This is a genomic window from Rhizobium sp. TRM95796 (assembly GCF_025779995.1).
Classification (GTDB): Bacteria; Pseudomonadota; Alphaproteobacteria; order Rhizobiales; family Rhizobiaceae; genus Rhizobium_E.
In genome coordinates, this window is sequence record NZ_JAOXHE010000014.1 from 11,460 (window position 1) to 24,547 (window position 13,088).

Below are 13,088 nucleotides of genomic sequence, written 5' to 3' on the forward strand. Positions count from 1 at the left end.
CCTTAAGAAACAGCATCTTCACGCACAACATGAGCAGCTTCGCTCCGCGGCTCTTCCGTCCCGGCCTTGCCGAAGCAGTGCTCCGTTTTCAACACGTGGCGCATGATGTCGTAGCCCAGCGCGCGGTAGCTCTCGAACTGCGATTCCGTGAACCACTGATCGGTGGTCGGCTCGTGCGGAAAGGCCGGATTGGCGTTGGCATAGGCTTTGACGCCGGCGCTCTCGCCGTCGTTGTGGAAGCTCGCCTTGACATAGACGAGAATGCCGTCGGGCGCGTCTTTTCCATCGGCGGCCGAATAATCGATCCGGGCGACGGCGTGATAGGGCGCTTCGATCGTGACGCCCAGCGCCGACGGTCTCGGCTTCAGCGCCTGCAGATCGTCGAAGACGATGGGCACGCCGAAGTCGATCTCGATCTTGCGGATGCTGTCGCCGAGATCGGAATAGGTGAAATCGGGATCGCAGCTCGCATCGATCACCAGGATGCATCGGCATCGCCGCCTGACCATTTCATACAGGCCGAGATTTTCGAAATGCCCGCCGTCCGACAGGCTGACATTGGGACGGCGATCGGTGGTCAGTCCGAAGGCGTCCATGATCAGCGGAAAGGCGGCGTGGCGCGGGCCGTTGTGGCGCCAGGAATGCTCGCCCGCAGGCCCCGGATTGCCCAGCCACCAGCCGAGCCGGACATTGAACAGCGTCAGCAACAGCGAGACGGTCGGCGACGAGTGATACCCCATGCTCGGATTGACCGCGGCGCCCGATATCGCCATGGCCGTGCCGAGCGAGATCCCCGATTTCTCCGCATCCTTATCCGTGCGCTTGTTCCAGCGCCAACGGCTCAGATCCGAGCCGCCATATTCATCCGAGCGGCGATAGGCGCCGCGATAGGCCGTCACCAGCCCTCCCGGCTCGTCGCGCAGACCGCTCAGCGCCCCCGAGCCGCTATGCAGCGGCGAGACGGTGAAGGACAGCGCCTTGCGCTGCTGCCAGGCGAGATTGCGCGTCGACACGATATTGAGCGCCATGTTGAGCACGTGGAACGGCCGCCAGTTTACGCCCCGAGGAATCTCGCCCGCATCGGGCCAGAGTTCGGCCATGTCGGGGTTGTCGTCGCGGTCGAAGCCGGTGAAGCGATCCGGCTTGCGACCGAGATGCGAGGCGCCGAGAAAGGCGCGGATCAAGCGGTTGCGATAGAGGCCATGCAACGAGAATCGGTTGATGTTGACGAAGGTCGAGCCGATATAGCCGATCACGGCGAGGATCACGGTGGCCGTGAGCAAAGTGCGCACGCCGGCGGGCAGTTCGCTCACCGCAATCTTGCTCTGTCCCCAATCGGCGGCGAAGCCTTGCTCGAACAGCGGATAGTCGTCGAAGGAGACGAGATAGGCGAACAAGGATTTGCCGAGCACGAGATGATCGATCACCGCCGAGCCGAGCGTGATCAGCAGCAGGAAGAACAACGGCGCCGACAGCTTGGCGGCCACATCATAAGCGATCGACATGAACCGCGACTGATATTTTCCCAGCGCCGAACTCTTGCTGCTGGCGCCCGTGACGACGCCGATCACCGCGCTGATCCCGCCGGCGGCGGCGATCCAGTCGATCAAGCGGTCGAAGCCTTCGTCCGCCTTGCCGACCAACAGCGAGCCGAACAGCGCCAACCCCACCACCACGATCCAGAAAACGCCCGCGGCGATGCACCAGCCGGCGGCGCGGGCGAACCATTCCCGTTGCTCGTCGGAATTCGGGCTGGCGCTGGTCAGCGCCACATAGGCGGTCTCGGCCGTCACCTGCGCCAGCAGAAGCCAGGGCGGTCCGAACACCAGCAGCAGCACGAGCCGGAGCGCCGTGTCGCTGCCCGCGCCGAGCAGATGCGCCCCCACCGCCAACACCGCGCCATAGACGAGGCCGGACAGCACCCAGCCCCAGACGCGCTTGTCTTTGAGCTTGCTCCAGTTGCTGGGCGAAAGCGCCACCGTCACCAGCCGCGCCGTGGTCAGCAGCGTGAGCAGTTGCGCGAACGCGTAGACGAGAAGGCCGGCGAGCGCCCCGATCACCACGAGATCGCCGAGCGAAAAGACGATCAGGGTCCGATAGGCCAGCACCGTGTGCAGCATCCCTGTCCAGGCGATGCCGCCGAGGAAGAGCGGAATGAGATTGCCGCGCAGGTAGTCGTTCTGGGTCGGGCTGGCTGGCCCGCTCAGCGATTGCTCCTTGAGCGTGAACCGCAAGGCCAGCAGCACGAGCGCCAGAGAAGCCCCGCCGAGCACGAGAAGCGCCAGCCCCGTCGATTGCGACCCGAAGGAATGCGGCAGCCAGGCGACGCCGATGGTGAGGAATTTCAGCGCGATCACGGCGAGCAGCAGGATCGGCAGCAGCACGATCCAGTTCAGCGCCATGTTCCTGAACACCATCGACAGCGCCGCCCAGGTGTCGGCCGAGAGCAGGCCCACTTTGGGCGTCAGGTAATTGCTGTCGCGGCGAAGGTCGCCGATCGGCGTCGGCTCTATGGCATTGATCCGCGCGGTCCGCCCCGTCAATTGCCGTCGCACCCTTTGGTAAGGTTGCCGCGACAGCCAGGCGGTGAGCCAGGCCCCGATGAAGCCGCCGCCCGAAACGGTGGAAAGAAAATGAAAGCGCGACAGCAGGTCACCTTCGGCGTCCTCGTGATCCGCCAGCGCCTGGATGACGCCGAGCGAAAAGACCGCGCTGCGCACCCCGCCGCCGGACAGGCAGAGCGCCCTCGACTCCAACTGGTTGAGGCCGACGGCGAGTCGGGCGTCCTCGTAGTCGTCGAGCGCATGTTCGCCGTGGATCCGGCAGGCTTCTTCTCTGAGAATGTCGGTGGTGCTGAGCGGAAGGGACATGGGAGCCTCCGTGATATCGGGCGTCAGGAGCGGGAATTGAGGATGACGTCGGCGGCTTTTTCGCCGATCATGTAGACCGAGCTGACGATGAAGAAGCCCGGAATGCGTGGGAAGACCGAGGCGTCGACGACCCGCAGATTCTTGACGCCATGCACTCGGAAGTCGGAGGACACAACGCCGCCGTCATATTCGCCGCCGATCGGGCATGTGCAGGAAGCATGGTGGCCCCAGGCCTGGCTGCGCACGAAGTCCATCAGCTCTTCGTCGCTCTGGACCTGATCGCCCGGCAGCAGTTCCTCCTTGGCGATGCCCTTTTCATAGAGCGCCCTGGTCGCCTTGCGCACGAACTTGATCCCGTCGACCACGCTTTTCAGATCCTGGCCATCTGGGTCGCTGTCCTCATCGAAATACCGAAAATCGATGTCGGGCGGGTCGCGCGGATCGACGCTTTTCAGCGTCACCGTCCCGGCCCGATTGAGGGTGTGCGCCTTCAGGATAGCCCAGGTCAGGATGTCGTGGCGCTCGGGAAACAGCCTGGAATAGCCGGGAAAATACCCCCTGAACTCCCCGAGCAGCGCGAAGCAGAAGAGATCCGGCAAGGGGCGCTCCAACGCCGAGCGGCTGATGGAAGCCAGCACTGCGCCATTGGTGGTGTAGACGCCCTCGCGCGCCGACGCCCACGCCTTGTATTGCGGATCGCCCTTGGCGAATTTGGCGCCTTTCAGCACTTCCCAATCCTGGGTCATCTCGGTGACGACGCCGACCTCGTAGCGGTCCTGCAGGTTCTTGCCGACGCCGGGCAGATGGTGGACGACCGGAAATTCGAATTTGGCGAGATCCGTCCGGTCGCCGATCCCGGACAGCATCAGCAGCTGCGGCGTATTGAAGGCGCCGCCCGAGAGGATGACTTCCTTGCGGGCGTAGACCTGCCGCAACTCGCCCTCGCTCCGCGCCTGGAGCCCGGAAACGCGATAGAGCCGTTCGCCCTTGAGAAACTCGACGCCGATCGCCGTCTTGCCGTCGAACAGCACCCGGGTCGCCAAGGCGTCGAGCTCGATATGCAGCCGTTCCGGATGTTTGTCGCGCGTCTCCAGCAGTCGCTCGCGCGCGCCCAGCCGCGCATGGTTGCGATTGGTCAGCGGCGGGTAACGCAGCCCCGTCGCCTCGGCTTCGACGAGCCGCCAGTCGTTGGGGTCGCCCTGGCTTTCGAACAACCATTCGACCGTCTCGTCGGCATTGGGATCGCCGCGCAGGATTTCGCCTGCGCTGTCGAGCAGCGTCGCGACCAGCGCCCGGTCCTTGAAGGCGCTGAGCGGAAGGGCTTTCTGGGTCGTTAGCCAGCCGCCGAATCCATGACCGCTCGGATTGAAGAGACCCGCCGTCAGCAGAAACAGCAGCCGGTAAGGCCAGTGGTAATCGCAATTCTCCAGCCGGCGGAACAGCGCCCGCATCCGCTTGGCGCTCCAGCTGGCGTCGCCGGTGAGGTCGGCGATGAAATCCCAGTCCTGATTGTGCGGATAGACCAAGATCTGAGCGTTGTGCGCCGTGCAGCCGCCGAGCGTGCCCGAACGAGGATAGAGAATGCCGTCGACCGTGCGGCCCTGAAATTCGCGGACATATTTCGGGTCCTTCGCGGCCTTTTTCTCATTTTCATAGTGACGCACGAAGAAATCCCAGCGCATCGCCTCGTTCTCCGAGGCGAAGGGATGGAAGGCGGGCACGTCGTAGTCATCCGGCAGACGGTTTTCGACCGGGTAAGCGGGATCGCCGCCGCTGAGTTTGTGCGGATCTCCGCCCGCCTCCAGCACCAGCACTTTCTGGCCGCCCTCGGCGAGCCTCGCGGCCACCGTGCCGCCGCCCGCGCCCGAGCCGACGACGATATAGTCGTAGTCGGCGTCCCACGATCCGGACTTTTGTCGTCTTGCGTCTGTCATGAGCATGCCCTTCTTCTTGCACATGAAGATGGAGACGCCGGCGGGCGTGAGCGCCGGCGAGGCGAGGTCAGAACGTCTTCAAAAATTCGATCAGCGCCTTCTTGTCGTCGTCGGTGAGCGCCGTGGTCCCGGCGACCTTGCCGGTTCCGAAATAGTGGCCGCGATTGACCTCGAAATCCGGGCATTTGCTGAGATCGAGCAGAGGCATGGCCAGGTTGGCGAAAGCCTCCTTCGCCTCCTCGTCGCCGGCATTGGCGGGCAGCGATTTGAGATCCTTGAGCGCCGTCTTCAGCAGGCTGATCAGTTCGGCGTAGCGCGGCAGGTTTTCGGCCAGCGTCACGTCGTCCTTGTAGAGTTCCGTGTTGGAGAGCAGGTTGACCGGCGTTCCCTTGGGGATCGGGCCGATGCGCAACTCGCCCTCGCCGAAGATCGACGGCAGCCAGCGGCTGAGCGGATCGATCAGCGCCTGCAAACCGTCCGGCAGGAAGCCGCCGGGCACGATGAGATAGCTGGAGGCCGTGGTGCGGTCGATCAGGAACACCCCGTCCTTGCCGAACTCGCTGTCACGCACGCGCCTTTCGGGCCAGAGCATCTGCTCGATCGAAGCGTCGAAGGCCTTCATGCGACCCGCGACCGAGGGATCGCCGGTGAACGGCCCCACCGAATTGTTGACCAGGTAGGGCGCGGTCGACCAGAGCGCGATCAGCGAGGGCACACGGGTATAGCCGCGCCCGCCCGCCGGCATCTTGAATTTTTTCTCCTTGCCGTTGAATGGGTCGCGCACCGTGATCTCACCGACCGACGGAAGGTCCTTGTAGGATTGCGATGAGAAATTGTCCCAGACATTGCCGGCGATGGCGTTGGTGGCGAGCGGGCTGCAGGCATTGGTCTCCAGCAGCGTCACCGGCACCCGCATATCGGTCGAGAGATAGTTTCCGTCCAGGAAATCCGGAGCCTTGACGATCTCCACCATCTGGGACTTGAAGTCGGGCGTCTGCGCCCAGCGCCAATATTCGTTCCAGCAATCCAGATAGCCCGAGCCGTTGCAGGCGTTGAGATCGATGCTCGACGGCAGCGGCGGCGCCTTGCTGGAATGGCAGGCGGCGCAGTTTTCGGCGAACAGCTCCTTGCCCTTGTCCAGCGTCGCCGGGTCGGTCGTCTGATGCGCGGCGCCCTCCGGCGCATCCGCCAGCCTATGGCCGGCCTGCACTTTCGGGTTCAGGAAATAGGCCGCGAGATAGGGCGTCTGCGCCTCGGTCGCCCCCCAATAGCTGGAATTTTTGCGACCGACGTCGATTTCGATCGCGGTGTTGGGCTTGCCGCCGAACAGCGGGTTGAAGTGCCTCAGCCATTCCTCGCTGAACAGGCCGATATTGATGAAGACGCGGTTGAGCGCGCCCAGCGCCCCGACGCTGTCGGCCCCGTCTTTCAGCACGCGCGGCGTGAACACCGTGTTCGGCGGGTCGAAATAGTCGGGCAGCTGCTTGTTGTTGACTTCGCCGCCCGCCAGCGTCTCCCGCCCGCGCTGCTTGGCGACGCCCAGCCGCGCCCCGAGCGCATAGACGGCGTTCATGGTGCGGGGATTGTTGATGTAGTCCGTCGACACCAGCGACGTGTCGAGCGCGCCGGGCCGCGACGTGTGCACCAGCTGGATCAGATAGTTCTTTTCGTTCTCCTCCCAGCGCTTGCGATCCTTTTCGCCGCCGTAGTTCCAGCCGAAGATCCGGTCGATCCAGAAATATTGGGCGCCGACCACGCCGCTGAGATTGTCCCAGGTGGGATTTTCGGGATCGAGCGGCGGCCGCACCGGGTCGGGTCCGACATGGCAGAAGCCGCAGGCCATGCCGACGCGATAGGGCCGCACCAGGTCCTTGTCGTTGTAATAGCTGGGATCGGTGTAATAGCGGTCGGCGTCCCAGCGCGCTTTCGCCTTCTCGTCGAAATCGGGATTGGGAAACAGTCTGAGGCCGACGACGCCCGTCGCTTCGCCGTAAAAGGAGCCGACCGGCACGGCGCCGCCGCGCGCGCCGATTTTCACCCCCGGATATTTGTTCGCATCGGCGAAGGGATCCGGCGCGTCGCAGGCGGGATCGTCCTTGCGGCGCACATCCAGCCACAGGCCGAATTTATCGTTCGCGCCTTTCGTCGGCGCCTGGTAGCACGGCTCGTTGATCAAACCCAACTCGCGGAAACGATTGCTGCGGCCGAAAGCCAGCGAGGGATGGCTGGAGATCGTCTTCAGCAGATCGAAATTGCCGAAGGCGCTGCGGGTGATCTCGTTCCAGAATCGATCGTTGCCCGCCGTCCAGACCAGCCAGTTGTTGCGGCCGATCACTTCGTCGCGGCTGAGCTCGACGCCGCCGTCCATGCCCTTGAAGTAATCTTCCGCCGCCGCCGGAAAGGTCGCGGCCGAGCGGCCGGCCTTCTTGGCCTCGTCCACCACGACATCGTCACCGCACGCCGTCAGAAAAAGACAAGCCGCCGCCATCGCGACGACGCTTCCGCGTCCATCACGCCACATGCCACACCCCCTCTACATTCTAGGAGTTGTATCGAGTTGCTACTTGAGATTTATTTCCAATGCAACACAACCTATTATTGATTTTTCCAAAACACAAGACATAATCGTAGTCGAAAAGATGGGACCAAATATTCATCAAGATGTTCGGCGCGGTAAGGCAGTCGTCTCGCGGAGCATATTCTCATGACCGAAACACAGATCCTCACACCGAAGACAGAGAGCGGTTTTCACGGGAGACATGCGATGTACAGTGATGAAGACTCCGACCGACGGACATCTTTCAGCGGTCGGTCACCGATTTTTGCAAATCGGTCGACATGGAGATTTTTCTTGGCGCCAAATTCACGTCTGGCGCTTCTCCTGGTTTTGCTGCTTTGGCTGGGCGTCTCCACAACCAATACGATTGCTTCCGATCACGCGGACCCCACGCGCCTGCTCGCTCCGGAAAGCAACATCACCGACCTGTTCCTATTCCCCGACGGCGACCGCATGACGCTGATCTTCAACGTCAGGCGCGCGCTTCTCAATCCACCGCCCTACAATCTCGCGAGTTTCGTCTACCGGGTGGATTTCGACCTGAAAACGCCGGTTTCCTTCGAGGACGCCGCCAACCGCGCCCGCTATGGCGGCACGGTGCTGACGACGGACAGCATCGCGCCCACCGCCTCCGTCGTCCTGCGACTGAAGAACGACGCCACGATCGACAAGGTGGAGTTCCCCGGCTTCACCGCGCCGGAAACCATTCGCTACGAAGCGATGGTCCGCGACGATCCCTTCAATTTCCCACGCTTCTACAAGAGGAACGCCGTCACCATGGTGTTGAGCATTCCCCGCGCCGCCTTTCCGGGCAATCCCTCCGACTTCATTCTCTGGGGCGGAACCTATCGCAACGGCGAGAAGATCGACCATGTCGGCCGGTCGATCCGCACCCAGCTGCCGCGCTTCGGCTTTCTCAACACGCTGGAGCCCAAGGCTCAGAAAGCGGCGCTGGAAGACCGAAAGGGCACGCTGGACGACATCTACAATTTCCTGAGGGGCAACCGCGAATGGTGGTCGCAGGCGCTTGCCGAATTCATGGAGTTCACCGTGCTCCTGCGTAAATACGACGTCGAGCCCGACGTGATGATCTATTCGGATCGCTTTCCGGTCGGCTATCCCAACGGACGGTTGCTGACGGACGACGTGGTGGCGCAGACCTGCGCCTTCGGCGACTGCCTGCTGCAGGAATTGTCCTTCATAGAGGGCGACTTTCCGCGTTCGACCACCAACGACAAACCGTTCCTGAGCGTATGGCCCTATGAGGCGCCGCCCTGGCCGTCGGCGAAGGAAACGCCGCCGACCGGCAGCATCTGGCCCTATGCCATCGGCCTGCTCGTCGCCATCGGCCTCGTCTTCTGGCTGATCGGCGAAGCCCTGCGCTTCCTCATCAAACGTCTCTGGCGGCTATGGACGCGTTTCGTCATCTCCGCTCATTGAGCCGGCTGGCCGCCCTGCCCCTTGTCCTGTTCGCGGACCCGGTCCACGGGCATGATTTCTGGCTGGAGCCGCATGAGACGAAACCGCTCGCCGGCAAGGTCATGCCCGTCGGCCTCGCGGTCGGCGAGCGTTTCATCGGCGACCCGCTGCCGCGGCCGGCTCGAGGCGTCGACCGGTTCGAATTCCTGTATCCGGGCGGCGTCAGCAGAGTGACGGGCGGCGCGGGCGAGGTTCCCGCCGGCATCGTCGTTGTTCCGTCTCCGGCCACGGGGCTGCTCGTCTATGTCGGCGGCGGCGCATCGGTCGAGCTGTCGCTCGCCGATTTCCACCGCTATGCCGACGCCTACGGCCTCAGAGAAGCGATCGAGGCGCAAGGCGGCTGGAGCGAGCCGGGACCGTTCCGCGAATGCTTCTATCGCTACGCCAAAAGCGCGATCGGCGGAGCCGATGCGGGCCATTTGTCGGCCGCAGCGCAGGACTGGGCGTTCGAGATCACGCTCTCGACGCTTCCGAATGCGAAGAGCGGCGTCGTCGGCGGCAGGCTTCTGTCACGAGGAGAACCGGTCGCCGGCGCGCTGGTGCGCCTCTATCGCAAGGGCGATTCGAGGCTCGACCTGAAAGCGCGCAGCAACGCAGACGGCGGCTTCGCCGTCCCTCTCCCCGGCCCCGGTCTCTGGGGAGTCATGGCGGTCACCATCAACCGCGCCGGCTTCTTTTCCTCCTGCGATTGGGAAAGCCGCTGGGCTTCCTTCATCTTCGATTGGCGGAGCATGACGCCATGATCCGCCTCCTCCTGATCTTCCTGACGCTGATGATCGGCGCGTCTCACCTCTCCGCACATGAAATCGGCACGACCCGCGTTCGCCTGGACATCTCGACCGAAGGCCGATGGCGGGCGCTGATCGCCACGCCGCCTTCCGCCCTCATCGCCCGTCTCGCCGCACGGATGCCGGACGTCGAACGCCGCGCCGACATCGACGCCTATCGCCCGGCGCTCGAAGCCGCCATCAGCCTCGCGGTCGGCGGCCATCCATCGCAAACGAGGCTGCTCGGTGTGGTTCGCCACGAGGCCGAAGACAAGGATCGCCCCGCCGTTATCGAGATTCTCGCCGAGGGCCTTCTGCCGGCCGAGGCGACGGATGCGACCTGGCGATTCGATCTCGTCGCCACCGCCTATTCGCTCTCCATCCATCGTCCCGGTCGGACCGAGCCGTCTCTCCTCTGGGTGGACGGCGATGCGGCGAGCCTGCCCTTCTCACTCACGGCGGCGAAGGAAAAAGGGCTCGCAGAAACGGTGGCGGATTACATCCGCCTCGGCTTCACCCATGTGCTGCCGCTCGGGCTCGATCACATCCTGTTCATCCTGGCGCTGTGCCTCTACGCGCCGCGTCTCGGTCCGTTGTTGTGGCAAGCCAGCGCCTTCACGCTCGCCCATTCCATTACTCTGGCGCTGACTATGAGGTCCGTCATTCGCCCGCCGTCGAGCCTGGTGGAAATTATGATCGCCGTGTCGATCGCCTATGTGGCGGTCGAAAACCTCGCCCAGCCGCGGGCAACGGCCCGGCGCCCGCTGATCGTCTTCGCCTTCGGCCTGTTGCACGGCATGGGTTTTGCCGGCGCGCTGCGCGAGGCGGCGCCCGTATCCGCCGATCTTGTCCCGGCGCTGATCGGCTTCAATCTCGGTGTGGAGTTTGGGCAGATGGCCGTGATCGGCCTTTATATCCTGCTGGTCGGCTTCTGGACCCGCAGCCGGCGCTGGTATCGCGCCTGGGTCGTATCGCCGCTGTCGCTGGCGATCGCAGCGGCCGGTGCCGCCTGGACATGGGAGCGTCTCCAGGCGGCGGGCTATCTTTGAAGCGGCTCAGGCCTCTATTTCGACCCGGCTCAATGGCCGCGAACAGCAGGCGAGCACAAAGCCCTCGGCGATCTCGGCCTCGCTGATGCCGCCATTGTGGCTCATCGCCACCTCGCCGGCCCGCTTCTTCACCTTGCAGGTGCCGCACAGGCCCGACTCGCAAGCCGCCGGAATGCGCACGCCCACCGAGCGCGCGCCCTGCAGAATGGTCTGGCCCGGCTGGCAGGACGCCGTCTCGCCCGTGCCGACAAAGGCGACGTCCAGCGCCGTCTCGTCGCGAACCGACGCTTCGCCATCGTCATTGGCCGGCTTCTGGGCGATGTCGGTCACAGCCGCCGCGCCAAAGCTTTCCTGGTGATAGCGGTTCATGTCATAGCCTTCGCCGCGCACCATGTCGCTGACCAGCTTCATGAACGGATCCGGCCCGCAGCAGAAAATGTCGCGCTTCAGGAAATCAGGCGCGAGCATTTCGAGCTTGCGCATGTCGATGCGCCCCATCAGCCCCGCCCAGGGCGCGGCTCCGGAACGATGCTCCGGCAGGAAAGCCAGCTTGAGATTCGGCATCCGCGTGGCGAGCAGTTCGAGCTCCTCCCGGAAGATGATCTCTTCCGGTCGCCGGGCGCTGTTGACGAAGACGACATCCGTGCCTGGAGCGCAATCGGCGAGCCAGCGCAGCATCGACATCATCGGCGTCACGCCGGAGCCGGCCGAGACGAACAGGAATTTCCGCCCGAGATCCCGCCCCAGCGTGAAATGGCCGCTTGGACCGTAAGCCCGGACGCGCGAACCCGGCTTCACATTCTCGAACATCCAGCGCGTGCCGACGCTGTTGGGCTGCGCCTTCACCGTGATCGAAATGGCGTAGGGGCGCGAAGGCGATGACGAGATGGTGTAGGTGCGGTGCAGATCGCCGCCCTCGGCGCGCAACTCGACCGTGATGAATTGGCCGGGCTGGTAGCGAAACCAGCCGCCGCCTTCAACCGCAAAGGTGAAGGTCTTCACCTCCGGCGCCTCGTCGGTGACGCCAGTGCAGACCAGCATCTGCCTTGCGGAATTCCAGGGCTTCAGCTCGTCGAGCGGAAGCGGGGTCGGCGTTGCGCCCATCAGCATCATCGCGCGCGTCCTCCGATCAGGCCACGGACCGCAGCGCGGGCTTGCCCGCATCCGTCAGCCGCTTTTCCATGAAGCTCGAATACCAGTCCACGAATTGCGCCACGCCGCCCTCATGCATTTCCGAATAGGGGCCGGGCTCATAGGCCGGCGAGTGAATGCCAAAGGCGTTTTCCTCGACGATCTGGCGGTCCTGGTCGTTGGTCTCGGTCCAGACATGCGTCAATTCGTCGAGACGATAATCGATGCCTTCCACCGCATCCTTGTGCACCAGCCATTTGGTGGTGACCGCCGTTTCCGTGGCGCTGATCGGCATGACGCGGAAGCTGATCGCGTGGTCGCTCAGCACATGGTTCCAGGTGGTGGGATAATGGAACAGCAGCAGCGTTCCGATCCGGTCCATGTTGACATTGTCGGACAGTCGCATCTGCACCGCCTTGCGGCCGGAGATCGTGTAGCTGACGGCGTCGCGGAGCAGCGGCATGCGCGCAGTGCGGTACTGGCCGTCGGTGTCGATCACAAATTTGCTGGGCAGACCGATGTTTTCGCACTTCGCCCAATGTTCGGTGATCTCCGGATCATCCTCTGCGCCGCTGACGCCCGAAGCGGTCGGCGCTTCCGGATAGGTCTTGCAGAGTTCGGGATGATTGCCGGCGCAATGGTAGCATTCGCGGTTGTTTTCCCAGACGAGCTTCCAGTTGCCCTTTTCGATGATCGTGCTCTCGAAGGCCACTTTGGCGTCGCGCAGCCGGTGCGGCAGGAAATAGGGCTCCATCATCGCCCGGAACGGCGCGAAATCCATCGGCTGGTCGGCGAGACAGATGAAGATGTAGCCGCCCGCCGTTTCGCAGGCCACCGGCTTCAGGCCGAAATTGGTCGTGTCGAAATTCTCGCCCATCTGGCGCGCGAAGGCCAGCGAGCCGTCGAGCTCATAGGTCCACTGGTGATAGGGACAGACGAGCTTGTTGGACTGTCCCCGCTCCTTGGTGCAGACGCGGCTGCCGCGATGGCGACAGGAATTGTGGAAGGCGTTGATGCGGCCGTCTTCGCCGCGCACGATCACCACCGGATAGGCGCCGACCTGCACGGTCATATAGGCGCCGGTCGTGGTCAATTCGCAATCATGGCCGATGAAAAGCCAGTCGCGATACCAGATCTCTTCGAGATCGAGCTTGAAATAGTCGGGATCGATATAAAAGGGTTGGTCCAGGCTGTAACCGGGTTTGCGGGCGCGGAGTCTGGAGAGCATGTCGGCGCGAATATCCATGGTCGATCCTCGTCAATTCAAGGGCTGGGCATGGTGGACGCGCGCGGAATACCGC

8 protein-coding genes are annotated in these 13,088 nt (G+C 63.7%); 3 read left to right on the forward strand and 5 right to left on the reverse strand.

Features of this window, described 5'->3' with window-relative positions:
* Positions 1-2: 2 nt before the first annotated feature.
* The 3 genes from OCK01_RS23665 to OCK01_RS23675 form a co-directional block, all read right to left on the reverse strand.
* Positions 3-2,870, reverse strand: a complete 2,868-nt coding sequence (locus OCK01_RS23665) for a patatin-like phospholipase family protein (protein ID WP_263826095.1) — start codon at positions 2,868-2,870, stop codon at positions 3-5.
* 23 nt (positions 2,871-2,893) lie between these two features.
* Positions 2,894-4,810 (reverse strand): GMC family oxidoreductase, encoded by a 1,917-nt coding sequence (locus OCK01_RS23670; RefSeq protein WP_263826096.1) that lies wholly within the window; start codon positions 4,808-4,810, stop codon positions 2,894-2,896.
* Positions 4,811-4,871: 61 nt separating this feature from the next.
* Entirely contained in the window at positions 4,872-7,325 is a 2,454-nt protein-coding gene (locus tag OCK01_RS23675) for a c-type cytochrome (protein WP_263826097.1), read from the reverse strand.
* Positions 7,326-7,655: 330 nt separating this feature from the next.
* Between OCK01_RS23675 and OCK01_RS23680 the strand changes: the two genes are divergently transcribed.
* From OCK01_RS23680 to OCK01_RS23690, 3 genes are read left to right on the forward strand one after another with little or no spacing between them, the layout of a single operon-like run.
* Entirely contained in the window at positions 7,656-8,801 is a 1,146-nt protein-coding gene (locus OCK01_RS23680; protein WP_263826098.1) for a DUF4331 domain-containing protein, read from the forward strand.
* Complete coding sequence (locus OCK01_RS23685) at positions 8,771-9,583, forward strand: DUF4198 domain-containing protein (RefSeq protein WP_263826099.1); 813 nt, start codon at positions 8,771-8,773, stop codon at positions 9,581-9,583. Before OCK01_RS23680 ends, OCK01_RS23685 begins: the two co-directional genes overlap by 31 nt.
* On the forward strand, positions 9,580-10,656 hold the full coding sequence (locus OCK01_RS23690) for a HupE/UreJ family protein (protein WP_263826100.1): 1,077 nt from the start codon (positions 9,580-9,582) through the stop codon (positions 10,654-10,656). Before OCK01_RS23685 ends, OCK01_RS23690 begins: the two co-directional genes overlap by 4 nt.
* 6 nt (positions 10,657-10,662) lie before the next feature.
* On the opposite strand, the gene OCK01_RS23695 is transcribed toward OCK01_RS23690, so the two are convergent.
* Both OCK01_RS23695 and OCK01_RS23700 read right to left on the reverse strand, forming a co-directional pair.
* Entirely contained in the window at positions 10,663-11,769 is a 1,107-nt protein-coding gene (locus OCK01_RS23695) for a hybrid-cluster NAD(P)-dependent oxidoreductase (protein ID WP_263826101.1), read from the reverse strand.
* A 16-nt stretch (positions 11,770-11,785) separates the two neighbouring features.
* Complete coding sequence (locus tag OCK01_RS23700; protein WP_263826102.1) at positions 11,786-13,033, reverse strand: aromatic ring-hydroxylating oxygenase subunit alpha; 1,248 nt, start codon at positions 13,031-13,033, stop codon at positions 11,786-11,788.
* Between the last annotated feature and the right edge of the window lie 55 nt (positions 13,034-13,088).

Excerpts from the sequence above, each read along its gene's own strand:
- OCK01_RS23665 (WP_263826095.1), bottom strand. The coding sequence starts at position 2,870 with ATGTCCCTTCCGCTCAGCACCACCGACATTCTCAGAGAAGAAGCCTGC.
- OCK01_RS23670 (WP_263826096.1), bottom strand. The coding sequence starts at position 4,810 with ATGCTCATGACAGACGCAAGACGACAAAAGTCCGGATCGTGGGACGCC.
- OCK01_RS23675 (WP_263826097.1), bottom strand. The coding sequence starts at position 7,325 with ATGTGGCGTGATGGACGCGGAAGCGTCGTCGCGATGGCGGCGGCTTGT.
- OCK01_RS23685 (WP_263826099.1), top strand. The coding sequence starts at position 8,771 with ATGGACGCGTTTCGTCATCTCCGCTCATTGAGCCGGCTGGCCGCCCTG.
- OCK01_RS23690 (WP_263826100.1), top strand. The coding sequence starts at position 9,580 with ATGATCCGCCTCCTCCTGATCTTCCTGACGCTGATGATCGGCGCGTCT.
- OCK01_RS23695 (WP_263826101.1), bottom strand. The coding sequence starts at position 11,769 with ATGATGCTGATGGGCGCAACGCCGACCCCGCTTCCGCTCGACGAGCTG.
- OCK01_RS23700 (WP_263826102.1), bottom strand. The coding sequence starts at position 13,033 with ATGGATATTCGCGCCGACATGCTCTCCAGACTCCGCGCCCGCAAACCC.